The following is a 26,809-nucleotide window of genomic DNA, read 5'->3' on the forward strand; positions in this document are numbered from 1 at the left end:
GAGCCATGCCGGAAAAGTCGATGATATGTGTGATGGGGGCCGCAGGCCGATTGGGGCGCATTCTGAATGCCGTCTGGCGTGGGCGTGATGCGCCGGGCCCGGTGCTTTGGCAGGGCCGCGGCCCGGGTCTGCCGCCCGGCTGGCTGGGCTGGGATGTGCTGCGCGAGGACTGGCCTGCCGGGCATCCGGCGGCAGCGGCGCTGCGCGACGGCATTTTCCTGTGTCTTTCCGGGGTGACGCGTGGCGATGCGGCGGCGATGGCGCAGAATGTGACGCTGGCCCTTGCGGCCTGCGATGCGGCGCGGCGCTGTGGCGCGCGGCATGTGTTCCTGTGTTCCTCGGCGGCGGTTTACGGCGCGGGCACCCCTGCGGGGGGGGCATTTTCCGAAACGGACGCGCTTGCCCCGACAAGCGACTATGGCCGCGCCAAGGTGGAAATGGAGCGTCTGGCCTTTTCCCTGCCCGCCGGGGCCGGGGCGGGACTGCCGGGAATTACGGCATTGCGCATTGGAAATGTGCTGGGGGCAGACAGTCTGATCGGGGGCATGGTGCCGAATCGCCCTGTGATCCTTGATCCGGTAGCGGGGCAGGCGGGTGGTCCGGTCCGGTCTTATATCGGGCCTGCGACGCTGGCCCATGTGCTGCGTGCGCTGTGTGATCGGGTGCAAACGGGGGCAGAGATGCCGAAACTTCTGAACATTGCGGCGCCGGGCGGTGTGGCCATGGGCGATCTGTTGGATGCGGCCGGGCAGGACTGGCGGTTTGGCCCGGAAAATCCGCAGGTCTTGCCGCGTGTCGTGCTGCAAACAACCGCGTTGCAGGCCTGCGTGCCGCTGCCTGCAACCGCTGCCAGCCCTGCGGCCATGGTGGCCGAATGGCGCGGCCTTGGCATGGACCAGACAGGAGCGCGCGGCGCATGACGTGGCAAAAACGGCTGTTTGATCTGACCATCGCGCTGCTTCTTGCTGCGGCTCTGCTGCCGCCCTTTGCGGTCTTGCTCATCTTTCTGCTGCTGAAAGAGGGGCGGCCGATCTTTTATGTGGCCGAACGCATGAAAGCGCCGGGCGTGCCGTTCCATCTGTGGAAGCTGCGCACCATGACCGTGGTGCGCGAGGACAGTGGTGTATCCGGCGGCGACAAGGCGGCCCGCATCACGCCGGTGGGCCGGTTTCTGCGCCGCGCCCGGCTGGATGAAATCCCGCAACTGTGGAACGTGATCCGCGGAGACATGAGCTTTGTCGGCCCGCGCCCGCCCCTGCGCCTCTATGTCGAACGCTTTCCGGCGCTATATGCCGAGGTGTTGAAAAGCCGACCGGGCATCACCGGACTGGCCACCTTGCATTTTCACGCGCATGAGGAATGGCTGCTGCGCCAATGCCGGGATGCCGCCGAAACCGATGCCGTTTATGCCCGCCGCTGTGTGCCGCAAAAGGCGGCGCTGGACCTGATGTATCAGCGCAGTCAAAGCCTGTGTTTTGACCTTCGGCTGATTGCGCAGACCGGATTCGGAGTCTTGCTCAAAAGACTGTTCAAAAAATAGGCGATTTGATGCTGCGTTGGGCGATGTTGCACGGCGACGGCTTGTTGCTGCACGCGCATTGCGGTAAGTTAACGCATATCTTCCGGTTTGCATTTTTTCATTTTATGTGCATCTCGGTTTTGGCATGAGGCAAGAGCAGCAAATGCATCTTATCAGACGGGCATTGTATTCGCTGCTGTCGAGGCTGTCGCGGAAGAACAAGCAATTCGTCCTGTTCATGATTGACGCGCTTTTGCCGCCGCTGGTGCTGGTTCTGGCCATTGTCGTCGCGCATAACGGCTTTACCGCGTTCGAGCGCACGCCGAATGTCTTTTACATCCTGCCCGCCATCTCGTTGGTCGGCGGCGCGGTCTCGGCCTGGCTGGGGATTCCGCGGATCCAGCTGAAATCCTATGAAACCACCGCCGTTTTGCGCACCGCCACCTACGCGGCGGCGGTGACGGTGATCGCGGCGGTGATGTGCCGCTTTATCCTGCCCAGCTTTCCGGTGGCGGGAATCGTGATCTATGGGCTGATGCTGTTCCTCGGGGCAGCGGGCGCGCGCATGGCGATGTTCCATGTGCTGCTCTGGGTGCTGCGTCAGGGTCAGCCCAAGCACCGTGTGTTGATCTATGGCGCGGGCACCACCGGGGTTCAGCTGGTGGCGGCGCTGCGGTCGCATGAGCGGATCGTTCCGGTGGCGTTCATTGATGACAATACCGCCCTGCAATCCACCACCATTGCCGGGTTGCGTGTTCTGTCGCCTTCGGCACTGACGGAACTGGTGCAGCAGCGCGATATTGACCGGATCATTCTTGCGATGCCGTCGGTGTCGGCTCCCAAGCTGGCCCGCCTGTCGCGCAGCCTGCGCGGCATGGGATTCACGGTGCAATCGCTGCCGTCCTTCTCGCAGCTGGTGGGTGAAGAAGAGCTGATCGACAATCTGTCGCCGGTAGCGGCAGGGCAGTTTCTGGGCCGCGCGCAGGTGGGGGACACCTTCCCGCAGGGCGATGAAGCCTATCGCGGCAAGTCGATCCTCGTGTCGGGCGCAGGCGGCTCTGTCGGGTCAGAGCTGTGCCGCCAGTTGATCGGCTGCGCCCCCGCCAAGATCGTGTTGTATGAGGTGAGCGAGGTCGCGCTCTATTCCATCGACAAGGAATTGCGCGATCTGGTGGAGGGCACCGGGATCGAGGTCTGCCCCGTGCTCGGCTCTGTCACCGATTCGCGGCTGACGCGCATGGTGATCAACGATCACGGGATCGAGGCGGTGTTTCACGCGGCGGCTTACAAGCATGTGCCGCTGGTGGAATGCAATCCGCTGGCCGGGCTGGCCAATAATGTGCTGGGCACCCGCACCATTGCCGAGGCGGCGAATGATGCGGGCGTCGGGCGGTTCATCCTGATTTCGTCCGACAAGGCGGTGCGCCCGACCAATGTGATGGGCGCGTCCAAGCGGCTGGCCGAACTGGTTGTGCAGGATATGGCCAAACGTTCGCGCGGGACGGTGTTTTCCATGGTGCGCTTTGGCAATGTGCTGGGTTCCTCCGGCTCGGTCATTCCGCTGTTCAAGGAACAGATTGCCAAGGGCGGGCCGGTCACGCTGACACATGAGGATGTGACGCGCTTCTTCATGACGATTTCCGAGGCAGCGCGGCTGGTTCTGCTGGCAGGCTCGTTCTCGGATACGCAGACCTCGCGCGGCGGCGATGTGTTTGTTCTCGATATGGGAAAACCCGTGCGCATCCGCGATATGGCGGTGCAGCTGATCAATGCCGCAGGCTATTCGGTGCGGGATGCCGATCATCCCGATGGCGATATTGAAATTGTGGTGACGGGTCTGCGCCCCGGTGAAAAGCTGCATGAAGAGCTGTTGATCGGCGCGGGTCTGCTGACCACACCCCATTCCAAGATCCTGCGTGCGCGCGAAGACAGCCTGTCTGAGCTGGAGATGGCAAGTGCGCTGCGCGCGCTGCGCTCGGCGGTGGCCGTGGGCGATCAGGGTGCTGCGCGCGAGGTCATTTCCACCTGGGTTCATGGCTATCAGCCGCCCGCCCGCGTTGTGGCTGTGCTGTGATCGGCAACAGTCCCCGCTTCTGGCACCGGAGCGGATTGTTGCGCAGCGCTCTTTCGCCTAAACTGCCCCAAACCTTGGAAGGCGTTACTGTCATGAAAGCATTCCCGGCATCGAAGGGCAGGTTCCTTGTTGCTACATCCCTTCTGGCACTGGGCATCGGGCTGACCGCCGGGGCCGAAGAGCTGAACGTGCCGACGCTCAATTTCTATGGGGCGACCGGGTTGATGGATATGCCTTCGGGCGAGGCGCAGCCGGATGGGCTTGTGACCATGTCCACTGCGCATTTTGGCCCGATCAGCCGCACCACGCTGAGCTTTCAGGCGACGCCGCGCCTGTCGGCCAGCTTTCGCTTCCTTGGGATCCGCGACTGGAACAAGTTCTGCCAGCCCAATTGCAACCCGAACAGCGTCGACAGGTTTGATACCTATTACGACCGCTCGTTCGACCTGCGTTATCAGGTGCTGCAGGAAAGCCGCTACATTCCGGCGGTGACCGTCGGTTTGCAGGATTTTGCGGGCACCGGCATCCTGTCGGGCGAATATATCGCGGCCACCAAACATGTCGGGTCCAAGGTCAAGGTCACGGCGGGTCTGGGCTGGGGGCGGCTCGGCTCCTATGGCGAGATCGGCTCGCCGCTGGGCGAACGTGATCCGATCGACGTGGGCGAAGGCGGCAATGTGAACTTCGGCCAGTGGTTCCGCGGGCCTGTTGCGCCCTTTGCCGGGATCGAATGGACGCCAAACGACAAATGGACGCTGAAGGCCGAATATTCCTCGGATGATTACGTCACCGAGGCGCAGGAGCGTGGCACGTTTGAACGCAGCAGCCCGTTCAACTTCGGGGTCGAATACAAGGTGCAGGATGCGATCCGCGTCGGTGCCTATTACATGTATGGCAGCGAGTTGGGCATTGCCGCCCATTTCTCGCTTGATCCGCACAAGCGGCCTCTGTCGGGTGTCAGCACGCCTGCGCCGGACCCGGTTCTGCTGCGCCCGTCGCGCGCGGCCGATCCCGAGGCCTGGTCGGCGGAATGGGTGACGCAGGAGGGCGCTGCGCCGATCCTGTTGAGCAACCTGAACAAACGCCTTGCCCCGGATGGCATCGCGGTCGAGCAGATGGGCTATACCGGCTCCACCGTGCAGGTGCGCATCCGCAATGATCGGCTGGATGCCGAAGCGCAGGCGATTGGCCGCACCGCGCGGGCGCTGGCCCATGTGATGCCCGCCTCGGTCGAGGTGTTTGAAATCGTGCCGATGGCCGACGGTATTCCCGCCTCGCGCGTGACCCTGCGCCGCAGCGATCTGGAAACCTATGAAACCAGCGGCACTTCTATCGATTCGATGCGCAGCCGGGTTCAGATCTCGGGCGCTGGCGCGGCACCGCTGAACACGATCACCAGCGATGACATCTATCCGAAATTCCGCTGGTCGCTGAAGCCGAACCTGCGCTTGCGCGTGTTCGACCAGAATGACCCGCTGAAATACGGCATCGGTGCCAAGCTGGCGGCGGAATACGAATTGCGCCCGGGCCTGTCTGTCAGCGGCTCGCTGACCAAGAACATCGTGACCAATCTGGATGAACGCCCGCCGGTTCCGGCACGGTCGCTGCAACCTGTGCGCTCGGCCAACTATGCCTATGACAGCGAGGGCGATCCGGCGCTGGAAAGCCTTGCGCTGCATTACCGCACGGCATTCAGCGATGATGTCTATGGCCGCGTGTCCATCGGCTATCTGGAACGCATGTTCGGCGGCGTGTCGACCGAGGTTCTGTGGAAGCCGGTGAACCGTCGTTGGGCGGTTGGGGCAGAGCTGAACTATGTCGCGCAGCGCGCGCCGGATCAGGGGCTTGGCTTCAACCTGCCGCAAAGCATCTATCAGACCGATGCGGTGGGCACCGAAACCGGCCCCTCGTCCTACCGGGTGATGACGGGGCATGTGTCGGGCTATTATGCCTTCGACAACGGGTTCCATGTGCAGCTGGATGTCGGTCGGTATCTGGCGGGCGACGTGGGTGCCACGCTGTCGGTCGACCGCGAATTTGCCAATGGCTGGCGTGTCGGTGCGTTTGCGACCAAAACCGATGTCTCGTCCGAGGAATTCGGCTCCGGCTCGTTCGACAAGGGCATCCGCATCGAGATTCCCTTCGCCTGGGTCACCGGCACCGACAGCCGCAAATCGACGGTGACGACGGTCCGGCCGTTTGGCCGCGATGGGGGGCAGCGTCTGGAGGTCGATGGTCGTCTGTATGATACGATCCGCGATTACCATACATCCGGCATTGACGATCAGTGGGGACGGTTCTGGAAATGAAGAAGAATCTTGTCCGCATCGGGTTTTTGGCCGCCGCACTGACCCTTGCCGCCTGTGGCAATGATGACCGTGGCGATATTGGCGTGCAGCAATTCGGGGTCGCCGCCAAAGCCGCCTTGCAGGCGCAGCGGGCAGCGCGCAGCGGCCCGCCGCCCGAGCCGAGCCGGGCCGAGCTGGCGGCGTTCAAACAGCCGATCCTAGAAGTGTCGGCGCCAACGGGCACCCTGCTGCTGGTGCCGCTGTCGCGTCGCGATGGCGCGGTGATCTGGAGCACCTCCACCAAGCAGACGGTGATGCTGCGCGAGGATCAGATTCGCGCCACCCGAGGCTTCGGAACGGCGGATCTGATGGAAGCGACAGGGCCTGGGGCTGCACAGATCTCGGCGGCGTCCAAAGGATATGCGCGGAGTTATACGGTTCTTGACGGTGCCGATCAGGTGGTGCGACGCCGCCTGACCTGCAATGCCACAGCGGCGGGCAGTGAGCGCATCGTCATCAAAGGCTTGGCCTATGATACCAGAGTCATTCGTGAAAATTGCGAAGGCGACGGTTTCCGGGTCGAGAACCAATACTGGTTTGACGGTCCGAGCTCCATTCGGCAGTCGAGGCAGTATGCGGGCGATGTTATCGGATATGTCACACTTCGACGGATAATTGATTGATCTGCCGAGGAATGTACTTTTCCGAGAAATTGGCCTGTGCTATCCCTACAGCTGATAAGAAATCCTTCTGACTTTTTGGAGACCAAGATGAACAAGCTTTCCGCCCTCCTCGCTGCTTCCGCTCTCGTCGTTTCGGCTTCGGCTGCTTTCGCTGGCGGCCCGGTCGTCGTTGAAGTCGAACCGACCCCGGTTGCTGTTGTTGCACCGGCTTCCTCGGGTTCGCTCGGCGGCGCTGGCTCGGTTGTTGCCGCTGTTGCAGGCGTTGCACTGGTTGCAGCTGCTCTGTCCTCGGGCAGCCACTAATCGAAAAGGCGCTCGGCTCTGCCGGACGCTTGCAAGGGCCCGCGTTATGCGGGCCCTTTCCATTTTGTGCCCCTATGATCCCAGGTTGATGCTGAAACGTCTCAAAACCCGCGTTGAAAGGGTTCTTGCCCGCGCCACACGTGCCAATCTGGGCATGATCGCTGCCGGGGTTGCTTTTTTCGGCTTCCTGTCCGTGTTTCCGGCCATTGCCACGGTGATTGCGCTGTGGAGCTTTGCCGCCGATCCCACCATCATCCGTCAGGAAATGGCGCTGCTGGCCGATATTTTGCCGGGCGATGCCTTTTCGCTGTTGAACGGGCAGGTGGAGGCCTTGCTGCGGGCCAATAGCAGTGATCTCGGCTGGGCGACGCTGGTGTCGCTTGCCATTGCCTTCTGGTCGGCGCGTGCCGGTGTGGCGGGAATGATCTCGGGGTTGAACGCGGTGCATCATCAGCCCGACCGCGACGGGTTTCAAAGCATCGTGCTGGCGCTGATTCTCACTCTGGTCTTGGTGGCGATTGCCCTCGCGGCGCTTGTGGCCGCCGTTGTGGCCCCGGTGGTGATCGCGCTGCTGCCGCTTGGCCCGATGACCGCGCTGGTGCTGGAGGTTGCGAATACGCTGCTGTCCCTGTCGCTTCTGGTGCTGGGGCTTGCCCTGACCTATCGCTTTGGCCCGAATCGCCCCGATCATCACCACAGCCCGAAGCTGTTCACCCTTGGCCTGCTGGTGGCGCTGGTCCTGTGGTTCATCGTGTCGCGCGGCTTTGTGATCTACCTTGCGAATTTCAACAATTACAATCAGGTCTATGGCTCCATCGGTGCCGTGGTGATCCTGCTCATGTGGCTCTATTTCAGCGCCTATGCGGTGCTGATCGGGGCGGCGGTGGATGCCGAACGCGCGATGGTGCCCGAGGACGGCTTGCCCCCGGTGCCTGATCAGTAATCTTTCTCTTTGAAGATCCCGAGGCTGGTTTCCCCATCCGCACCCGCCGCGCCCCGGATGGTCAGGGTATCGGTCAGATCGAGGTTGAGGCTGATCTTGGCCTTGCCGTCCTGATCGACCTCGACTTCGGTATAGGTGTTCTTCGAGATATATTTACCGGCTTTGAGCGAGGTATCGCCCTCGGCATCGGTGCTGATATCCAGATCATCCAGCCCGAAGCCCTTGCGGAGCTTGCCCACCAGCCCGTCACCACCCTTGCCCGCCAGCGTGGCCACGGCGCTCGCAAGCTGCGCCGCCTGAAATGCCGACAGCGAGGTCAGATCGCGCCCGAACAGCAGCCGGGCGAGAACCTCTTCTTCGGGCAGTTCCGGCTGTGAGACGAAGCTGACCTTGGGTTCGGTGGCGCGGCCCTCGATCTGCACGGAACTGATGATGCCATCGCTTTCGGTCGAGGCGAGCACGCGCAGATAGGGGTCAAAATCCCCCTCCAGCTGCAACAGCGCTTCGGACAGCGTAAGCCGCTTGCCCAGAATATCCAGCCGCCCGCGCACCAGATTGAGCGCGCCGGAGGGCACGACATTCGCCGTGGTGCCCTGCACCCGGAATTCGCCGCCCAGTTCGGCATCAAGGCCGCGCCCGCGCACGAACACCCGTTGCGGCGCGGAAATGCGCAGGTCCAGCGGATAGGCGCGGCCACTTGCACTGCCGCCTCCAGCCTCGGCTGCCGCGTCGCCGGTCAGGCCGGCGCGGGCGCGGGTGGCGCGCACATCGCCGGATTCTGCGACATGGCGCAGCTCATCCAGACCCGCCGCCGCGCCAAAGCTGGTGGAGGGGATCTTCAGCTCGGTTTCATTCAGCACGATGTCGCCGCCGATCACCGCCCCGCCCAGCAGCGCGCCCCGCACCGTGACCTGACCATTGAGGCGGGTCTGGTAAAGCTGCGGATCTTTCAGCTGCACCTGCTGCAAGGCGGTGGTCAGATTGGCATCATAGGGGGCCGCCGTGCCGACGGTGCCCGACAGGGTGACAGTGCCGCCCGTGCTGATCCCCGAGGTAAAGGCCAGCGTCGCCCGCCCGCCTGCCAGATCGGCCGTGCCCGCAATGTTTTCCAGCACATAGGGCAGCGACGGATCGCTGGCGCGGCCATTGCTCAAGGTTACACGGCCCGACAGGGCAGAAGGTTGCAGTGGCCCGCGCAGCCGCAGATCAAAGCGCAGCCCGCCAGACACCGCGCGCGGGTCGATGAACGCATTGGCCAAGCCAGCCTGCGCCGCACCTGCCAAGGCCAGATCCGCCGATTTGAAATCCTGCGCAACACGGCCTTTGACGGTGGCATTGATCTGCCCCGGCCCTTGCCCGGCCAGATCGAGCTGATAACCCGCGCCATCATCGACCGCCGTGCCATTGACGCTGAGCCGGCCCGGAAATTCCGGCAACAGCAGTGCCAGGTTCAGCAATTCGGCGCGCAGGTCGATCTGGCGACGGCTGCCCTCAATCGCGCCGGTCGCATCGGCCCGCAGCTGCGGGTTGGCAAGGCTCGCCTTGTTGATCTGGATCCGGCCACCGCGCAGCGCCAGATCGGCCACAAGCTGCGTTTCGCCCGCCAGCAGCCGATCCGCCTCGGCCTGTCCGATGCGCAACGCGGTGCCGCGCGCCGTCGCCGTCAGACTGCCTTGCTCGGGCGTGCCCTTGAACTGCGCGTGTGCCGTCATCGCGCCGCGATAGCCACCGCCAAGGGCCGACAGATCGCGGAAATTCAGATCGGCGTTCAGATCATGCCCCGCCGGGTTCAGCGTGCCCCGCGCCGCCAGATCAAGACTGGCGGCATTGACGGTCAGCTTGCGCAGATCGACCTGATCGCCGGCCAGCCCGGCCTCAAGACTGATCACCGAATCGCCGCGCAGCAGCTGATCGACCTCGGGCACACCGATGGCCAGCGCGTTGCCGCGCGCATCCAGCGTGGCGGTGCCCGCCTCGGGCGTGCCGGTAAAGCGGGCGGTGCCGGTCAGCGCGCCACGATACGCGCCGCCCAAAGCGGCTAGATCGGTGAAGGCCAGATCGGCGCGAATATCGCTGCCGGTGGAGGCAAGGCTGCCGCTGGCCTTGGCCGTCAGGCTGTTGGCCACCACATCAAGCTGGCGCAGCAGGGTGCCGGTTTCATCACGCCGCACCGACAGATCAATGGTCGACGCGCCAGACAGCAGGTTGTCCACTTCGGCAATGCCTGCCCGCAGATCGGTGCCCTGCACCCGACCGGTAACATCGAAACTGCCCGCCAGCAGCGCGCCTTCGCCAGAAAGCTGCGCCACCGCGCGCCCGGCCAGCGGCTGCCCGGCCAGATCGGCGATGCGGCTCAGATCATCCAGCCGGGCCTCGCCTTGCCCCGTCACGGTCAGGCCAGTGGCCAGTCCGGCTATGCTGAGGCTGCCATCAAAGCCGTAATCGGCCCCGGTCAGGCTGAGCTTCGGCAGATCCAGCCCGTCGCGACCCTCTTGCCAGGCAAAGCTGACGCTGCCTGCAAGCGCGGTGCCAAGCGCCTTGGCCAAAGCCGGATCGGTGGCGGCCAGCCCCTCGGCAGTGAAATCGAGCGTCCCATCCGCGCGGCCCGCGCCTTGCCCGCGCGAAATCTGCCCCCCGCCGGTCAGCTGCGCCGTGCGTGCGGTGAAATCGGCGCGATCCAGACCGGTCATCGTCACGGTTCCGGTCCAGCCGCTGCCCTGCGCCGCATCAAAGCTGAGTGCGAGGTCGGCATGGGTCAGCGAGGTGCGCTGTTCGGTGGTCAGCGGCAGCAGAACAGGGGTGCCATCCAGCCCCAGCTGACCCTTGAGCACAAAGCTTTCGGGCAGGCCATCGGCGGCAATCACCAAAGCGCCGCCCAGCTCCAGCGCCTTGGTGCGCAGATCGAATTGCTCCAGCGACAGGCGGCCCGTCACCTCGCGCAGGCCCGAGGCGGAAAGCCGCACATTCGGGCCAAAGAATTCGGCATAGGCAGGCAGGAACAGCGGTGCAAGATCGCCGCCCAGATCGGCCGCGAATTGCGTGGCCCCTGCCTCGGTCGTGCCCACCTCCACCCGGCCCGTCAGACGTTCATCGCCATCCGAGGCCAGCCGGATATCGGCGGCATAATCGCTGATCGGGCCTTCGCCCTTGACGGTCAGCTCCACCGCCGGGGCGCCGGGCAGGCCCAGCAGGGTTGTGGCGATGCCGTCTGCGGCCTCGCTTGCGTCCAGATCAATCGCCAGAACCTGCGTATCATTGGCGTAAGAGGCGGTCAGCGCCACCCGGCCATCCGGGCCGCTATCCGTCCGCTCCAGCGTCAGAACGGTTTCGCCCTCGCCCCCGTTCAGCGACAGCGCGGCATCCAGCCGCCCTTCAAAGGGTTGGCCCAGCAGGCTTTCGCCAAGCGCGATCCGCTCTGCCGCGACCTTGCCGATATTCACCGACACCGGCAGTTCCGGAAGCGCAAAGCCCGACGCTTCGGGGGCGGGCAGGCTGCTGTCTGCCGTGGTCTGCGGTGCCCGCGCCACGATGATTTCGGCAGCGGTCAGCGTATTGACCGACACCCGCCCCGCCAGCAGGGCCGAGCGGTTCCAATCCAGCACCACCTCGCGCAGGGTCAGCCAGATACCTGTGTCATCGGCGATCGTCAGCTCGGCTATACGCGCCTGCGAGGACAGGGCGCCTTCAAAGCCGGTGATGGTGATCTTGCGCCCCGCGCCGGAGAGATTGTCCTCAAGCAGCGCGGTCAGATAGCCACGGTCATCCTGTTGCGCCACCGCCGCGAAGGGCAGGGTGCAAAGGGCGAGTGCAAGAACGCGTTTCATCAGAAGGCCTGCCCAATACCAACGTAAATCTGTACACCTTCGCCCGTGTCGCCGCCCACAGGGGCGGCCACATCGAGGCGGATTGGCCCGAAGCCGGTGTCATACCGGATGCCAAGCCCCGCCCCTGCGTGCCAGTCGCCGAACTCGTCAAAGAAATCGAGCGGGCTGACGTAACCTGCATCGACAAAGCCCACGACGCCGATCTTTTCGGTCACCCGCGCCCGCACCTCACCCGAGACGGCGGCAAAGGCGGTGCCGCCGATCTTGTCGCCATAGATCTTGCGCAGATCCACGCCCAGCGACTGATAGGGTTGCCCGCGCACGGTGCCGCCGCCGCCGGAATAGAACAGATAGTCGCGCGGTGTGGCGATGAGATCAGAGCCGAACACCGCCCCGATCTGTGCCCGTGCGGCCAGCGTGACCGGGCGCGCCTCGCCGAAGGTCACATAGGCGCGGCCATCGGCCTTGACCCTTGCGCCGCTGTCGGTGGTGCCGAAGCCCAGGAAAGGGCGGAATTCGGCATCGACATAATACCCCTTTGTCGCATCCAGCTTTTCGTCGCGCGTGTCCCAGGTCACGCCCAGCGGCAGGGCCAGATGTTTGTAGGTGTAGATGTCGATTTCATCATCGACCTTGGCATAATTGTATTCCAGCCCGGCGCGCACGGTCAGCTGTTCGGAAAAATACTGGCTGAAGGTAAAGCCGAGCGCAAAGACATCGGCGCGGTAATCCTCTTCATCCAGATGGCCCAGATCGGTGTGCAGGCTGAGCGTGGTATCCGGCGTCAGCGTGGCGGGCCGGTCCAGTGTCAGGCCGATGGCATAATCAATCCCGCTTTTCTGCGCGCCGATATTGCTTATTTCGCCATCCACCTTGAACCGTTCGCCACCGCCCAGCAGATTGCGGTGCAGCCAGTAGCCGGTGAGGTCCAGCCCTTCAAAGCTGGCGACCTCGGCCCCGATGGAATAGCGGCGCAGCTTTTCTTCGACCACGGTCGCGGTGATGCCCAAGAGATCGGGCCGCGTGATCGTGTCATCCTCGACCAGCGAGACAGAGCGGAACACGCCGGTGCGGCGCAGACGGTCGGCGCTGCGTTTCAGCTCTTCGGGGTCATAGACCTCGCCTTCCGGCAGGCCCGCGATCTTGTGGATACGCCGTTCGCGCATCCGCTGTTCGCCCTCGACCACCAGTTTGCCAAAGCGCAACCTTGGGCCGGGGTCCAGAGCGACCTGCGCAGAAAGGGTATTCGTTTTGTGATCTGCCACAACATCTTGTGCGCTGACCTGGGCTTTGGCATGGCCATAGCCACGCCAGCCATCCACACCGGCCTGCACCGCATCCTTGACCAGACCGCTGCGGGCACGCTCGCCGGTGGCAAAGCCTTCGGGCATTTCGGTATCGCGGGGCAGGGGGGCAACGCGGGCCTGAGAGAATTTAAAGGCCGGGCCGGTTTCCACCGTCACCGTCACCCGGCCGACCTGTGCGGGGGACTCCAGCGGTGCAATCGACGCGGCCTCGCGCCCATCCACCAGAACGTGAATCACCGGCGCGTAATAGCCCGAGGCATAAAGCGCATTGATCAGCCGTCCATATTCGGCACGGGCCGCTGACACGATGTCTTCGGCGGCCACCTTGCCATCGCGTTCGGCGGCCAGCACCAGCGAGGCACTGCGCAGATCGCTTTCGAGCGACTTGCTGCCGCCCGAAACCTTGAATTCGACCGGCTCGAAGGCCCCGACCGGAAGCGCGGAAAACACACAGGCGAGGGCAAAAAGCCCCGCAGCGCCGAAAATGGGTCGGTAACGATACTCTGACACGCGTAGATCCCCCGAAGCAGCATCTGGAAGTATTGCAGCTTGCTTGTGCAACCTCAATGCGCGACCGAATCGACGGGGATCAATTCTTTCCCTGCGGGCCGATAGCAGGCCGATCCGCGCCTATTGTGCCGCAATCTCGCGCGAGGGGGCCAGCAGGCGTTCGCTCACCTCTGACAGCGCCAGTGCCGCCGCCCCATGCGCCCAGAGCAGATCGCCCCAGGCGTGGATTTCGATCGGGGGTTTGGGGCGTCCGGTGGAAATCGCCAGATGCTCCATCTCTGCCAACGTCTCGGCGGCATAGAGATAGTCATAGCGCATCCGCTCGCCCGACAGGATTATCAGCGAGGGGTCGAACAGGTTCACCACATTGGACAGGCCGACCGCGAGATAACGCCCTGCGCGGCGAAAGATCGACCGCGCGGCGGTATTGCCCGCTTTGGCATGGTCATAAAGGCTTTCCAGCAGCACATTGATCGACTGGCCTTCCTTGTGGCTCCAGTTCAGGGCGGTGGTCGCCTCGCGCGCAAGGGCATAGTCGGCCACATAGGCCTCAAGGCAGCCGCGCTGGCCACAGCGGCAGAGCGCGCCATCCAGCTGCACCTTGGTATGGCCCAGTTCCATGCCCAGCCCCTTGGCGCCGCGATAGATGCGGTGGTTCAGCACAAACCCCATGCCGACGCCATGTTCTATGGTGACCACCGCGAAATCCGACAGGGCGCGCCCGGCCCCGAACCACAGCTCGGCCAGCGTCACCAGATTGGCGTCATTGTCCAAATGCACCGGCAGACCCAGCCGCGCCGATGCCGCCTGGCTGAGTGCCACACCGCGTTCGACCAGCACCGAGGACCACAGCACCATGCCCTGTTCGCAATCGACAAAGCCCGGAACGCCAAGGCCGATTGCCGTCAGATCCCGCGGGGTGAGACCCGCCTTGGCGCAAACGCGGGTCAACAGCGTATCCATCGCGGCCAGCAGTTCCGGCAGGGTCATCGCGCCGGGGCGGCGGCTGATCACATCATCCGCAATCAGCCGTCCTGAAAAATCGACGATCACCGCCGTATGTTCGCGGTCTGACAGTTTCATGCCCGCAACCAGATGCGCGCCGGACCGCACGCCCAGTGCGACGGCGGGCCGTCCTCGCCCCTGGTCGCCATCGCGGGGCGCGGCGACCTCTTCGATCAGCCCGGCTTCGATCAGCTCTTGCGTGATGGTCGTCACCGAGGCGGGCGACACTGCCAGTTCCTTGGCCAACTGCACGCGCGGGATCAGCCCGGCGGCGCGCACCCGTTCAAACACCTGCTGACGCAGCGGACGTGTTTGTTCCGACAGCGGCGCAATCAGCGGCCCGCAGCCGCGATGGTCATCTGTGCCCGGCTCTTTGGGGTCTCGTACCATCATTAGTTCGGCCTCCGAATAAAAAACTGCCCAGGCGGGGTCAATCCTGCCCGAAAATTGCTGCGTAGCAGCGAAAATCTGCAAGAAACTTTGGCTCTTTCAGGTTCTACTATTACTTTTATTTTGACAACTGAATTTATTATCGGCAATTTCCTTTTGTGCCGACGAATCCGTCGGACCGGCCATGCGCTGGCCGCATCCATAGGGAGGATAGTAATGCGTAACGCACTGATCGCCGCGGTCATCGCGGCAGCTGGGTTTTCGTCGGCGGCACTGGCTGAAGGCCTGACTGTCGGCGTCAGCTGGTCGAATTTCCAGGAGGAGCGCTGGAAAACCGACGAGGCTGCGATCAAGGCCGCACTGGAAGCGGCAGGCAACACCTATATTTCTGCCGATGCGCAAGCCTCGGCCGCGAAGCAGCTGACCGATGTCGAGGCGCTGATTGCGCAGGGTGCCAATGCCCTGATCATTCTGGCGATGGACAAGGACGCGATTGGCCCGGCGGTTGACAAGGCCGCTGCCGAAGGCATTCCGGTCGTCGGCTATGACCGCCTGATCGAAGATTCCCGCGCCTTCTATCTGACCTTTGACAACAAGGGTGTGGGCAAGATCATCGCGGAAACCGTGAAAGCCGTGCAGCCCGAAGGCAATTACGCCATCATCAAGGGCGACCCCGGTGATCCGAACGCCACCTTCCTGCTGGAAGGCATGATGGAAGTGATCGGCCCGGATGTGGAGGCCGGCAAGATCAAGATCGTCGGCGAAGCCTTCTCCGAAGGCTGGAAGCCGGATGCGGCACAGGCGAACATGGAGCAGTTCCTGACCGCCAACAACAACGAGATCGACGCCGTTCTGGCGCAGAATGACGGCATGGCCGGTGGCGCGATTGCCGCCCTGTCGGCACAGGGCATGAACGTGCCGATCGGTGGTCAGGATGGCGACCTTGCCGCACTGAACCGCGTGGCGCGTGGCACCCAGACCGTTTCGGTGTGGAAAGACTCGCGTCAGCTTGGCAAAGCCGCAGCCGAGATTGCCTCGGCTCTGGCCGGTGGCACGGCGATGGAGGCCGTCGAAGGCGCGACCAAATGGTCGGGCGGCGACAAGGGCGTTGAAATGAGCGCCATCTTCCTGCAACCGACCCCGATCACCAAAGACACGCTGAACCTCGTGATCGACGCGGGCCACATCTCGAAAGAGCAGGCTTGCGAAGGCGCCGCCGAAGGCGTTGCGGCCTGCCAGTAAGGCGTGCCCGCCCGGCATCGGCCAAAGGTTGATGCCGGGCACTTTCGCGGCCGGCGGCCGCAAACTGCTGCGAATAGGCCCGGCGGGGTTTGGCCCCTCTGCCTGACCGTCTGCACACCCCATTTTCACCCGTAGTGCCGGACGAACACATGACATCATCCCCCACCTCAAAACCCGGAGCAGACCAGCATCTGAGCCCGGTGGGCCGCTTTTTGAAAGCGACCGAGATCGACACCCGCCTTCTGGGCATGATCGGCGCGCTCGTGCTGATCTGGATCGGGTTCCATATGTTTGGCGTTGTCGCCAAGGGCAATGGCTCTTTCCTGACCCCGCGCAACCTGTGGAACCTGTCGGTTCAGACCGCCTCGATCGGCATCATGGCCACGGGCATGGTTCTGGTGATCGTCACCCGCCACATCGACCTGTCGGTCGGATCCGTGCTGGGCTTCTGCGCCATCGTCATGGGCATGGTGCAGGTCTATATCCTGCCGGATTACCTTGGCCTCGGCCACCCGCTCATCTGGGTGATTGCGGCGGCGGTCGGCATGGCGCTGGGCACCTGCATCGGCGCCTTTCATGGCTGGCTGATCGCCTATCGCGGTATTCCGTCGTTCATCGTATCGCTGGGCGGCTTGCTGGTCTGGCGCGGGGCGGCGTTCCTTGTGGCGCGCGGCGAGACGATTTCGCCGGTGGATTCCACCTTCGTGCTGCTGGGCGGCGGGCCTTATGGCTCGGTCGGGGCCGTGGGCAGCTGGATCGTCGGCCTGCTGGCCTGCGCCGCCATCCTGTGGATGCTGGTGAATGGCCGCAAACAACGCGCCAAACACGGCTTTGCCCAGCGTCCGATGTGGGCGGAATATTTCCTTGGTGCGCTTGGCTGTGCCGTGGCGATTGGTGCGACCCTGCTGGTCAATGCCTATCCCTGGCCCAAGGGGATTGTGGCCCAATATGCGGCGGCGCATAACATGACCGTGCCTGAAGGCGGCATGTTCATTTCGCATGGCTATGCCATTCCGGTGCTGATCCTGATTGCGGTGGGCATCTTCATGACCATCCTCGCCACCCGGACCCGCTTTGGTCGCTATGTGTTCGCCATCGGCGGCAACCCGGATGCGGCAGAGTTGTCGGGGATCAACACCCGCTGGATGACGGTGAAGATTTTCGCGCTGATGGGCTTTCTGACCGGCCTCAGCTCGGTCGTGGCCTCGGCCCGTCTGAATTCGGCCACCAATGCGCTGGGCACGCTGGACGAGCTTTATGTCATCGCCGCCGCCGTCATCGGGGGCACCTCGCTCGCCGGGGGGGTGGGCACGATCTATGGCGCGATCCTTGGCGCGCTGGTGATGCAGTCGCTGCAAACCGGGATGGTGCTGATCGGCTTTGACGCCGCGATGCAGAACATCGTGGTCGGCGTGGTGCTGGTGTTGGCGGTCTATGTCGACATTCTGTACCGCAAGAAAACGAAATAAGGGGGCAATGCCATGACCAATACAGGAACACCCCTTGTCGAGCTGCGCGACATCTCGATTTCCTTCGGGGGCATCAAGGCGGTCGATAACGTCACGGTTGATCTTTATCCGGGCGAAGTGGTCGGGCTGCTGGGCCACAACGGCGCGGGCAAATCGACGCTGATCAAATGCCTGTCGGGGGCCTACAAGGCCGATGCGGGCGAGATCATGATCAATGGCGAAAAAGCCGAGATCAACAACCCGCGCGATGCCCGCAGCTACAACATCGAGACGATCTACCAGACGCTTGCACTGGCCGACAATCTGGATGCCGCCTCCAACCTGTTTCTGGGGCGCGAAATCGTCGGCCCCGGCGGGTTCCTGAACGACGCGGCGATGGAGGCGGAAACCCGCAAGATCATGGGCCGTCTCAACCCCAACTTCCGCAAGTTCAACGTGCCGGTTTCGGCGCTGTCGGGCGGTCAGCGGCAGTCGGTGGCCATCGCGCGGGCGGTGTATTTCAACGCCAAGATCCTGATCATGGATGAACCCACGGCCGCGCTTGGTCCGCATGAGACGCAGATGGTGGCCGAGTTGATCCAGGAGCTGAAGAAGCAGGGTCTGGGCATTTTCCTGATCGAGCATGACATTCACGCGGTGATGAATCTGTGTGACCGCGCGGTGGTGATGAAGAACGGCCAGCGCGTCGGCACGGTGAATGTGAACGAGGTGACGGATGACGACATTCTCGGCATGATCATCATGGGCAAGAAACCCGCACAGGCCGTATGATGTATATCGGACTGGATCTGGGAACCTCGGGGCTGAAGGGCATCCTGATGGATGACACGCAGTCGGTGCTGGCAGAAGCCAGCGCCGCACTGGCGGTGTCCCGCCCGGCTGAGGGATGGAGCGAACAATCCGCCGCCGACTGGATTGCGGCGGCGGAAACTGTGCTGGATGCGCTGGCGCGGCAGGTCAGTCTGGCGGGTGTCACCGCCATCGGCCTGTCGGGCCAGATGCACGGCGCGACCCTGCTGGACAGTGCCGATGAAGTGCTGCGCCCCTGTATCCTGTGGAACGACACCCGCAGCCATGCCGAGGCCGCCGAGCTTGATGACGACCCGATGTTCCGGCGCATCAGCGGCAATATCGTGTTCCCCGGCTTTACCGCCCCCAAGCTCAACTGGGTGCGCCAGCACGAACGCGCCTTGTGGGATCGCGTCGCCAAGGTGCTGCTGCCGAAGGATTATCTGCGGCTGTGGCTGACGGGCGAGCATGTGGCCGAAATGTCGGATGCGGCGGGCACCAGTTGGCTGGATACCGGCGCGCGCGATTGGTCGGATGACCTGCTGATGGCCACCGGCCTCACGCGCCAGCATATGCCGCGTCTGGTGGAAGGGTCTGCGGTGTCAGGCCAGCTTCGCCCGGCGCTGGCTGCGCGCTGGGGCCTGCCGTCTGGCGTGGTGATCGCGGGCGGCGGTGGCGACAATGCCGCCTCCGGTGTGGGCGTCGGTGTGGTGAAAGCGGGCGACGCCTTTGTCAGCCTTGGCACCTCAGGGGTGCTGTTTGCCGCCAATGACGGCTATCAGCCCGCGCCCGAAACGGCGGTGCATACGTTCTGCCATGCGCTGCCCGGCACCTGGCACCAGATGGGGGTGATTCTTGCCGCCAGTGATGCGCTGAACTGGTATGGCCGATTCGTGGATCGGGATGCCGCTGCCCTGACCGGCGAGCTGGCAGGCGTGCAGGCCCCCGGCAAGACGCTGTTCCTGCCCTATCTGGGCGGCGAGCGCACGCCGCTGAACGATGCGGCCATTCGCGGCGCATTCTTCGGGCTGGACCATGCCACCGACCGTGCGGCAGGCACCCGTGCGGTGCTGGAAGGCGTGACCTTTGCCATCCGCGATTGCCGCGATGCGCTGGCCGCCACCGGCACACGGCTGGAGCGGTTGATCGCAGTCGGCGGCGGCTCGCGCTCTGACTATTGGCTCACGGCCATTGCTACCGCGCTCAATGTGCCGGTCATGCTGCCGAAGGCCGGGGATTTTGGCGGTGCCTTCGGGGCTGCCCGTCTGGCCATGATGGCCGCCACCGGCGCCGGCGCCGAAATCGCTACCTTGCCGCCCATCGCGCGGGTGATCGAACCCGACAACGCGCTTCTTGACGCATTCGACGCGGGCCATGCCCGCTATCGCGCCGCCCAATCCGCGCTGCGCAGCCTGAGCTCCTAAAGGACCGAATCCATGACCGACTTTTTCAAAGGCATCCCGCAAATCGCATATGAGGGGCCTTCCAGCAGCAACGAATACGCCTTCCGCCACTATAACCCCGATGAGGTTGTGCTGGGCAAACGCATGGAAGATCACCTGCGCTTTGCCGTGGCCTATTGGCACAGCTTTGCCTGGCCGGGTGGCGATCCGTTCGGCGGCCAGACCTTTGACCGCCCGTGGTTCGGCGACAGCATGGCGTTGGCCAAGCTGAAGGCCGATGTGGCCTTCGAGATGTTCGACATCCTTGGCGCGCCCTTCTATTGCTTCCACGACGCCGATGCGCGGCCCGAAGGCGCGACCTTCGCTGAAACCCTGCGCAATCTGGAAGAAATCGTTGATTACCTTGGGGAAAAGCAGGCCAATCACAAGACCCAGCTTCTGTGGGGCACTGCCAATATGTTCAGCCACAAACGCTGGATGTCGGGCGCGGCCACCAACCCCGACCCGGATGTCTATGCCTATGCCGCCGCGAATGTGAAGGCAAACATGGATGCCACGTTCAAGCTGGGCGGGCAGAACTACGTGCTCTGGGGTGGGCGCGAAGGCTATGAGACTCTGCTGAACACCGACCTCAAGGCCGAGCGTGCCCATGCGGGCCGCTTCCTGCAACAGGTGGTCGAATACAAACACAAGATCGGCTTCAAAGGCGCGATCCTGATCGAGCCGAAACCGCAGGAACCGAGCAAACATCAGTATGATTACGATGTGGCCACGGTTTACGGCTTCCTCAAGGATTTCGGTCTGGAAAAGGAAGTTCAGGTCAATATCGAACAGGGCCACGCCATTCTGGCCGGGCACAGCTTTGAACATGAAATCGCGCTGGCCTCGGCGCTTGGCATCTTCGGTTCGATCGACATGAACCGCAACGATTACCAATCCGGCTGGGATACCGATCAGTTCCCGAACAACCATGCCGAAAAGGCGCTGGCCTTCTATGAGATCCTGCGCGCGGGCGGCTATACCACCGGTGGCACCAATTTCGATGCCAAGGTGCGCCGTCAAAGCCTTGATGCCGAAGATCTTATCCTCGCCCATGTCGGTGGCATGGATACCTGCGCGCGGGCGCTGAAGGCGGCGGCAGCGGCGCTGGAGGATGGCGGGCTGGAGGCGGCGCGGGCCGACCGCTACGCTGGCTGGCAAAGCCCGGCGGCACAGGCGATGCTGGCAGGGGGGCTGGAGTCCGCTGCCGCCCGCGTCACCGCCGAAGGGCTGGAGCCGGAGCCGAAATCGGGCCGGCAAGAGCGGCTGGAGAACCTCTGGAACCGCTTCGTCTGATCCGGTTTTGTTCCGTATTTGGCCGCGCGCAGCCTTGCGCGCGGCCGTTATCACGGCTTTTTGCCACAAAATCCGCTCAATCCCCCTGTGGTTTAAGCCGCCCCCCTTGCCACCATGCTGAAATCCCCTGAAATGGCCGGAATGTTGCTGGCGCTTCGGAGGATGGATGCGCCAGCTGTCTTGTGCGTCGAAGGATGTCGGTCATGGAAATGGAAGAAAGCCTGTTCATCGCAGCCCCGCAGCAGGCGGTCTGGGAGGCGCTTAACGATCCGGGCATGTTGCAGCGGTGCATTCCTGGCTGCACCGCAATCACGCGCAAATCGCCCGACGAGATGCTGGCCAAAGTTCATATCAACATCGCTTTCGTACAGAAAGACATCGTTGCCCGCCTGCAGCATCAGCACCGGTCTGCTCCTGACCGGCTGACGCTGGTCGGCATGGTGGGGCAGCGCGCCACCGGCACGTCCCAGATCGTGCTGACCCCCGCCGAAGGTGGCACGCTGCTGACCTACAAGATCAAGGCGTCGATCAACGTGTCTTTCGCGACTCTCGGCTCTTTCGTAATCAACAAGACGGCCAAGCGGTTGAGCGGCGAGTTTTTCGCCCGTCTCGCTGCCGAGCTGCAAAAGGCCCACGCCTGACAGCGGCGGGGCAGGGGCTTTGGGCCGCTGCTTACGTCTTGGAAAGATTCGGTCCCTAGGATGGGGCGGCACAGCACTGGTGCCGCCCGTTCAAAGAGCCCGAACCCATGCCCTTACATGCCGTCCATCTGATCTTTTTCGCGCTGCTCCTGATCTGCGGCCCCGCCATCGCCCGCACTACCGATGCGGCACTTTGTGATCAGGCGGCAGAGCGGGCGGCGCTGGCCGAAGGGGTTCCGATTGAAATCCTGCGCGCCCTGACCCGGACGGAAACCGGGCGGGCAGGGCCGGGGGGCAGGCTTGAACCCTGGCCCTGGGCTGTCAATCAGGGCGGCGAGGGCTATTGGTTTCCCAATGCGGCCGAGGCGGCGGCGTTTGTGACCAGTCAGATCAGCCTTGGGGTCAGCAATCTGGATATTGGCTGTTTCCAGCTCAATCACCATTGGCATTCTGCGGCTTTCCCGAGCCTCGACAGCATGTTCGACCCGGATCGCAACGCGCAATATGCGGCGGCCTATCTGGCGCAGAAATATCAGATCACCGGCGACTGGCTTCTGGCGGCGGGTGCCTATCACTCTGGCAGCGAAGGCCCGGCCACGCGATATATGGCACGGTTTGACGAGATCCTGTCCGGTTTGGCACCGTTCCAGATTGCCAGACTGGATCACGCGCCGCCGACCGGGTCCGCCCCGCGCCAGAACAGCTTTCCGCTGTTGATGGCGGGCGAGGGCGCGGCCCTGCGCGGCTCCATCGTGCCGCAATTCACGGGCCGGGCAGCCCTGTTCGCGGCGGTGCCATGATGCTGGATCTGTCGCCCCGCACCCTGTTCCGGCCCACCGTTCTGCTGGCCTTTGCGCTGATGGCGGTGATTGCGATGATGGTTCTGCCGGTGCCGACCTGGCTGTTGGACATCGGGCTGGCCCTGTCTTTCGCGCTGGCAATCCTGATGTTCACCGTGACGCTATTCGTGGAGCGACCGCTGGATTTTTCGGCGTTCCCGACCATCCTTCTCGCCTCGCTGATGCTGCGCCTGTCGTTGAACGTCTCGTCAACCAAGCTGATCATCGGGCAGGGCCATACCGGCACCGATGCCGCCGGCCATGTGATCGAAGGTTTTGCCAGTTTCATCATGGGCGGCAATCTGCTGCTGGGCCTTGTGGTGTTCTGCGTGTTGCTGATCGTAAATTTCATGGTCATCACCAAAGGCGCGGGGCGCATGGCCGAGGTGGGGGCACGGTTTGCGCTGGACGGGATGCCCGGCAAGCAGCTGGCGATTGATGCCGATATGGCGGCGGGCGCCATCGACCATGCCGAAGCAAAGGCGCGGCGGGAACGCGAACTGGCCGAGACGAACTTCTTCGGCTCGCTGGATGGCGCGTCGAAATTTGTGAAGGGCGATGCCGTTGCCGGTCTGCTCATCACCCTGCTGAATATCGTGATGGGGCTGGTGATGGGTATCCTCGTGCATGGGATGCCGGTTGGTGAAGCCTTTGAAACCTATGCCATTCTGACGGTCGGTGACGGGCTGGTCAGCCAGATCCCTGCCGTGGTCATCTCTGTCGCGGCGGCGCTTCTGCTGGCCCGGGGCGGGGCAAAGGGTGCGGTCGACATCTCGTTCTTCCATCAGCTTGGCCAATACCCGGCGGCGCTGGGCACCGTTGCGGTGCTGCTGGCGTTGTTTGCGCTGGTGCCGGGTCTGCCGTTCCTGCCCTTCATGCTGGGGGCGGCGGCGCTCGGCTTTGCGGCCTATCAGGGTGCGCGCAAGGCGGCAGCCCCCGCCGCGCCGACAGATCTGGCCATGGCCCCGCTTGTGCAGAAATCCATGGGCGACATCCTCGATTTTGACGATATTCACATCGAATTCGCGTCCAACCTCGTTGCAATGGTGTTGGATCCGGCCACGGGTCTTGATGCGCGGATCCACAACATGCGCACCCATATTGCCACGGGCTATGGGCTTATCCTGCCAGAAATCCGGCTGACCGATGATGCCGCCTTGCCGCCCGGCACCTATCGCATCCGCCTGCAAGGGGTGGAACGTGTACGTGACCGGCTGATCCCCGACCGGGTGCTGGTTCTGATCGCAGAGGGGATCGCGCCGCCGGAAGGGCTGGATGTGCGCGAACCCGTTTATGGCGCCCCGGCCCGTTGGATTCAGCCGGACGATCAGGAAGAGGCGGCGATTGCCGGAATGACGGTGGTCGCCCCTCCCGAGGTGCTGGCCACCCATTTGCTTGAGGTGTTGAAAGCCAATCTGGCGCGTCTGCTGACGCTCAAGGCCTTGCGCCGCCTACTGGATGAATTCACCACCATGTCCGATACGCATCGGGCCGAGGCCAACCGCCGCCTGCTGGATGAGCTTGTGCCCGACAAGGTGCCGGTCGATCTGATGCTGACGGTTCTGCGCATGCTGCTGGAGGAGCGGGTGTCGATCCGCAACCTGCCGCTGATCCTTGAGGCGATTGCGGAATCGCGCGGCCTGCCTTCGCCTGAGGCGGTGTGCGAGCATGTGCGCCAGCGCCTCGGGTTTCAGCTTGTCGCCGAACTGAAGCGCGAGGATGGCACCATTCCTCTGATCCAGCTGGCCCCCGAATGGGAAAAGACCTTTTCCACCTATCAGATGGAGGGAGAGCGCGGCCTGCGTGACGTGGCGCTGCCACCGGACCAGTTCAGCAGGCTGGCCAATGCCCTGGCCGAAAAGCTTGCCCGTGCGGCGGAAACTGGCGTCTATCCTGCCTTGGTGACATCCACGCTGCGGCGGCGCTTCCTGCGCACGGTTCTGGGCGCAAAAGGGCTGACCGCGCCGGTTCTCTCCTATGAGGAAATCGGGATGGAGGCCCGGCCGGCCATGATCGGCGTGGTGCCTGCATGACGGATCTGATGGCCCTTCTGACCCAGCTTTCCGGTGCTGCCGAGCCGGTGCTGCTGGCCTATCTGCATGTCTTCATGCGGGTCGCGGCGGCAGTGGCGCTTTTACCCGCATTTGGCGAACATACGGTGCCGCAACGGGTAAAGCTGGCAATCGCACTGGCCTTTACCGCCATCACCGGCCCGGCGGTGCTGGACCGGGTGCCGGTGGCGGCCGGGCTGGCGATGGCACCGCTGGTGATCGAGGCGGTGATCGGCTGTTTTCTGGGGCTGGGCCTACGCTTTTTTGTCTTTGCCTTGCAGATTGCCGGGACAATCATCGCGCAATCCACCTCGCTGGCGCAATTGCTCGGTGGGGCTGGGGCTGGGGCTGGGGCCGAGCCGCAGCCGGTGATCGGCAATATCCTGACGCTGGCGGCACTGGCGCTTGCCGTTTCGGCGGGGCTGCATGTGCAGGCGGCGGAGCTGCTGATCCTGTCTTACCAGATGCTGCCGCCTGGACAGATGCTGCACGCGCCGGATGTCGCGCAATGGGGGCTGCATCAGGTGACGCGCGCCTTTGGCCTTGCGCTCTCGCTCGCCGCCCCCTTCGTGATCGGCTCGTTGCTCTACAATGTTGCGCTGGGCATCATCAATCGCGCCATGCCGCAACTGATGGTGGCTTTCATCGGAGCCCCGGCCCTGACATGGGGCGGGCTCGTCCTGTTTGCGGTGGCCGCGCCGCTGATCCTGTCGGTCTGGCTGGCGGCTTTTGCAGTATTTGTGGCCGACCCGTTGACGGTCGCGCCATGACGGAGGACAACAGCGACGACAAGCCGTTCGAGGCCACGCAAAAGCGACTGGACGACCTACGCAAACAGGGGCGGATTCCGCGCTCGCCCGATCTGCTGACGGCGGCAAGTTATGCGGGGTTCTTGTTGGCCATCATGGGGGCCGGGCTATGGTCGCTGGACCAGATCGGCACCGCGCTGGCGATGTTTCTGGACCGGGCCGGGGAGCTTGCGGGGCTGATGCACCACGGTGCGCGCGCCGCTGTACCGGGGATCTTGTCGCAGGTTGCGCTGGGGCTGGCACCGCTGATCCTCCTGCCCGCCTGCGCCGTCCTGCTGATGGTTGCCGTGCAGCGCGCCTATGTGTTCACGCCGGACAATCTGATGCCAAAGCTGTCACGCATTTCGCCGCTGGCCACAGCCGCCCAGAAATTCGGGCGGGCGGGTCTGGTTGAATTTGCGAAAAACAGCCTGAAGCTCTGCCTTGTCGCGCTGATCCTCGGCGCGTTTCTGCTGGCCCGGCTGGATGAGATGCTGGGCACCCTCTATCTGACGCCGCTGGCGGGCACCGCCGTGCTGTTCCGGCTGCTGGTGGATTTTCTGCTGATCGTGCTGCTGATTGCGGCGGTGATCGGTGGGTTTGATTACCTGTGGCAATGGTTCGAACATGGCCGCAACAACCGCATGTCGCGGCAGGATATGCTGGAAGAACACAAGGATTCGGACGGGGATCCGCATGCGAAATCGCATCGCCGCCAACGTGGGCAAGAGATTGCGATGAACCGGATGTTGCAGGATGTGCCCAAGGCCGATGTGGTGATCGTGAACCCGACCCACTACGCCGTGGCGCTGGCCTGGGACAGGCAGGCGCGGCGCGCCCCGATCTGTGTGGCAAAAGGTGTGGATGCCATGGCGGCGCAGATCCGCCAGCAGGCCGCGCAGAATGGTGTGCCGATCCACAGCGATCCGCCCACCGCCCGCACTTTGCATGCCACGGTCGAGATCGGCGCAGAAATCCAGCGCGAGCATTTCAAGGCAGTGGCCGCCGCCATTCGCTTTGCCGAGGCGATGCGCAAACAGGCGAAAGGGCGCAGGCGGTGAACCGGATCACGCAATTGCGCGCCTTGTCGGGTTTGGCCGCCCTGATGCGCGACCAGAGTCTGGAGGCGTTGCGCCGGGCCGATCAGCGCTGTCAGGAAACGCGTGATCTGATTGCGGGGCTTGCGGCCCCACCGGCCGAGGATATTGCGCCGCTGATCCAGGCGCAGGCCGAGATCGCCTATACACGCTGGGCCGATCAGCGCCGGGCAGAGCTGAACCTCTGTCTGGCACGACAGATGGCGGAATGGGTGCAGTGTCAGGACGCGGCGCGCATCACCTTTGGCAAGGCCGAGGTTCTGCGCAGGCTTGGCCTGCAAAAGACGCTGTGACGTGACCTGGGCCGTG

At 63.7% G+C, this 26,809-nt stretch carries 21 protein-coding genes; 18 read left to right on the forward strand and 3 right to left on the reverse strand.

What is annotated here, in order from left to right:
- Positions 1-20: 20 nt before the first annotated feature.
- From KM031_RS09995 to KM031_RS10025, 7 genes are all read left to right on the forward strand, one after another.
- Positions 21-920 (forward strand): NAD-dependent epimerase/dehydratase family protein, encoded by a 900-nt coding sequence (locus tag KM031_RS09995; protein ID WP_215505784.1) that lies wholly within the window; start codon positions 21-23, stop codon positions 918-920.
- Entirely contained in the window at positions 917-1,540 is a 624-nt protein-coding gene (locus tag KM031_RS10000) for a sugar transferase (RefSeq protein ID WP_215505783.1), read from the forward strand. Before KM031_RS09995 ends, KM031_RS10000 begins: the two co-directional genes overlap by 4 nt.
- A 151-nt stretch (positions 1,541-1,691) precedes the next feature.
- Positions 1,692-3,593 (forward strand): polysaccharide biosynthesis protein, encoded by a 1,902-nt coding sequence (locus KM031_RS10005; protein ID WP_215505979.1) that lies wholly within the window; start codon positions 1,692-1,694, stop codon positions 3,591-3,593.
- A gap of 92 nt (positions 3,594-3,685) precedes the next feature.
- Entirely contained in the window at positions 3,686-5,902 is a 2,217-nt protein-coding gene (locus KM031_RS10010) for a YjbH domain-containing protein (protein ID WP_215505782.1), read from the forward strand.
- Positions 5,881-6,564 carry a YjbF family lipoprotein gene (locus tag KM031_RS10015; RefSeq protein ID WP_215505781.1) on the forward strand — a complete coding sequence of 228 codons (684 nt, stop codon included), beginning with the start codon at positions 5,881-5,883 and terminating at the stop codon, positions 6,562-6,564. Before KM031_RS10010 ends, KM031_RS10015 begins: the two co-directional genes overlap by 22 nt.
- Before the next feature lie 87 nt (positions 6,565-6,651).
- Positions 6,652-6,867, forward strand: a complete 216-nt coding sequence (locus KM031_RS10020; protein WP_215505780.1) for a hypothetical protein — start codon at positions 6,652-6,654, stop codon at positions 6,865-6,867.
- Positions 6,868-6,955: 88 nt separating this feature from the next.
- Complete coding sequence (locus tag KM031_RS10025) at positions 6,956-7,810, forward strand: YihY/virulence factor BrkB family protein (protein ID WP_215505779.1); 855 nt, start codon at positions 6,956-6,958, stop codon at positions 7,808-7,810.
- Here KM031_RS10025 and KM031_RS10030 read toward each other — a convergent pair.
- From KM031_RS10030 to KM031_RS10040, 3 genes are all read right to left on the reverse strand, one after another.
- Positions 7,804-11,634 (reverse strand): translocation/assembly module TamB domain-containing protein, encoded by a 3,831-nt coding sequence (locus tag KM031_RS10030; protein ID WP_215505778.1) that lies wholly within the window; start codon positions 11,632-11,634, stop codon positions 7,804-7,806. The genes KM031_RS10025 and KM031_RS10030 overlap by 7 nt on opposite strands.
- A complete protein-coding gene (locus KM031_RS10035; protein WP_215505777.1) occupies positions 11,634-13,451 on the reverse strand; it encodes an autotransporter assembly complex protein TamA in 1,818 nt (605 codons plus the stop codon). Before KM031_RS10035 ends, KM031_RS10030 begins: the two co-directional genes overlap by 1 nt.
- A gap of 120 nt (positions 13,452-13,571) precedes the next feature.
- Entirely contained in the window at positions 13,572-14,849 is a 1,278-nt protein-coding gene (locus KM031_RS10040) for an ROK family transcriptional regulator (protein ID WP_215505776.1), read from the reverse strand.
- Positions 14,850-15,062: 213 nt separating this feature from the next.
- Here KM031_RS10040 and KM031_RS10045 point away from each other — a divergent pair, with 213 nt between their 5' ends.
- From KM031_RS10045 to KM031_RS10095, 11 genes are all read left to right on the forward strand, one after another.
- A complete protein-coding gene (locus KM031_RS10045; protein WP_215505775.1) occupies positions 15,063-16,088 on the forward strand; it encodes a substrate-binding domain-containing protein in 1,026 nt (341 codons plus the stop codon).
- Positions 16,089-16,237: 149 nt separating this feature from the next.
- Positions 16,238-17,557: a sugar ABC transporter permease gene (locus tag KM031_RS10050; RefSeq protein ID WP_215505774.1), complete on the forward strand. Its 1,320-nt coding sequence runs from the start codon at positions 16,238-16,240 to the stop codon at positions 17,555-17,557.
- A 12-nt stretch (positions 17,558-17,569) separates the two neighbouring features.
- Positions 17,570-18,328, forward strand: a complete 759-nt coding sequence (locus KM031_RS10055; RefSeq protein ID WP_215505773.1) for an ATP-binding cassette domain-containing protein — start codon at positions 17,570-17,572, stop codon at positions 18,326-18,328.
- Positions 18,328-19,770: a xylulokinase gene (gene xylB, locus KM031_RS10060; protein ID WP_215505772.1), complete on the forward strand. Its 1,443-nt coding sequence runs from the start codon at positions 18,328-18,330 to the stop codon at positions 19,768-19,770. Before KM031_RS10055 ends, xylB begins: the two co-directional genes overlap by 1 nt.
- Before the next feature lie 12 nt (positions 19,771-19,782).
- Positions 19,783-21,084, forward strand: coding sequence for a xylose isomerase (gene xylA, locus KM031_RS10065; RefSeq protein ID WP_215505771.1), 1,302 nt, complete (start codon positions 19,783-19,785; stop codon positions 21,082-21,084).
- Positions 21,085-21,287: 203 nt separating this feature from the next.
- Positions 21,288-21,725, forward strand: coding sequence for an SRPBCC family protein (locus tag KM031_RS10070; protein WP_215505770.1), 438 nt, complete (start codon positions 21,288-21,290; stop codon positions 21,723-21,725).
- A gap of 107 nt (positions 21,726-21,832) precedes the next feature.
- On the forward strand, positions 21,833-22,525 hold the full coding sequence (locus KM031_RS10075; RefSeq protein ID WP_215505769.1) for a transglycosylase SLT domain-containing protein: 693 nt from the start codon (positions 21,833-21,835) through the stop codon (positions 22,523-22,525).
- Entirely contained in the window at positions 22,525-24,597 is a 2,073-nt protein-coding gene (gene flhA / locus KM031_RS10080; protein ID WP_215505978.1) for a flagellar biosynthesis protein FlhA, read from the forward strand. The genes KM031_RS10075 and flhA overlap by 1 nt, the downstream gene beginning before the upstream one ends.
- On the forward strand, positions 24,594-25,385 hold the full coding sequence (locus KM031_RS10085; protein WP_215505768.1) for a flagellar biosynthetic protein FliR: 792 nt from the start codon (positions 24,594-24,596) through the stop codon (positions 25,383-25,385). Before flhA ends, KM031_RS10085 begins: the two co-directional genes overlap by 4 nt.
- Entirely contained in the window at positions 25,382-26,464 is a 1,083-nt protein-coding gene (locus KM031_RS10090; RefSeq protein WP_215505767.1) for an EscU/YscU/HrcU family type III secretion system export apparatus switch protein, read from the forward strand. Before KM031_RS10085 ends, KM031_RS10090 begins: the two co-directional genes overlap by 4 nt.
- Positions 26,461-26,793, forward strand: a complete 333-nt coding sequence (locus KM031_RS10095; RefSeq protein ID WP_215505766.1) for a hypothetical protein — start codon at positions 26,461-26,463, stop codon at positions 26,791-26,793. The genes KM031_RS10090 and KM031_RS10095 overlap by 4 nt, the downstream gene beginning before the upstream one ends.
- Positions 26,794-26,809: the final 16 nt, after the last annotated feature.

The sequence above is a fragment of the Gemmobacter fulvus genome (assembly GCF_018798885.1).
GTDB lineage: Bacteria > Pseudomonadota > Alphaproteobacteria > Rhodobacterales > Rhodobacteraceae > Gemmobacter > Gemmobacter fulvus.

Coding starts and splice junctions, on each gene's coding strand:
- xylB (WP_215505772.1), top strand. CDS start 18,328: ATGTATATCGGACTGGATCTGGGAACCTCGGGGCTGAAGGGCATCCTG.
- KM031_RS10045 (WP_215505775.1), top strand. CDS start 15,063: ATGCGTAACGCACTGATCGCCGCGGTCATCGCGGCAGCTGGGTTTTCG.
- KM031_RS10030 (WP_215505778.1), bottom strand. CDS start 11,634: ATGAAACGCGTTCTTGCACTCGCCCTTTGCACCCTGCCCTTCGCGGCG.
- KM031_RS10090 (WP_215505767.1), top strand. CDS start 25,382: ATGACGGAGGACAACAGCGACGACAAGCCGTTCGAGGCCACGCAAAAG.
- flhA (WP_215505978.1), top strand. CDS start 22,525: ATGCTGGATCTGTCGCCCCGCACCCTGTTCCGGCCCACCGTTCTGCTG.
- KM031_RS10055 (WP_215505773.1), top strand. CDS start 17,570: ATGACCAATACAGGAACACCCCTTGTCGAGCTGCGCGACATCTCGATT.
- KM031_RS10010 (WP_215505782.1), top strand. CDS start 3,686: ATGAAAGCATTCCCGGCATCGAAGGGCAGGTTCCTTGTTGCTACATCC.
- KM031_RS09995 (WP_215505784.1), top strand. CDS start 21: ATGATATGTGTGATGGGGGCCGCAGGCCGATTGGGGCGCATTCTGAAT.
- KM031_RS10040 (WP_215505776.1), bottom strand. CDS start 14,849: ATGATGGTACGAGACCCCAAAGAGCCGGGCACAGATGACCATCGCGGC.
- KM031_RS10000 (WP_215505783.1), top strand. CDS start 917: ATGACGTGGCAAAAACGGCTGTTTGATCTGACCATCGCGCTGCTTCTT.
- KM031_RS10020 (WP_215505780.1), top strand. CDS start 6,652: ATGAACAAGCTTTCCGCCCTCCTCGCTGCTTCCGCTCTCGTCGTTTCG.
- KM031_RS10025 (WP_215505779.1), top strand. CDS start 6,956: ATGCTGAAACGTCTCAAAACCCGCGTTGAAAGGGTTCTTGCCCGCGCC.
- xylA (WP_215505771.1), top strand. CDS start 19,783: ATGACCGACTTTTTCAAAGGCATCCCGCAAATCGCATATGAGGGGCCT.
- KM031_RS10070 (WP_215505770.1), top strand. CDS start 21,288: ATGGAAATGGAAGAAAGCCTGTTCATCGCAGCCCCGCAGCAGGCGGTC.
- KM031_RS10075 (WP_215505769.1), top strand. CDS start 21,833: ATGCCCTTACATGCCGTCCATCTGATCTTTTTCGCGCTGCTCCTGATC.
- KM031_RS10085 (WP_215505768.1), top strand. CDS start 24,594: ATGACGGATCTGATGGCCCTTCTGACCCAGCTTTCCGGTGCTGCCGAG.
- KM031_RS10050 (WP_215505774.1), top strand. CDS start 16,238: ATGACATCATCCCCCACCTCAAAACCCGGAGCAGACCAGCATCTGAGC.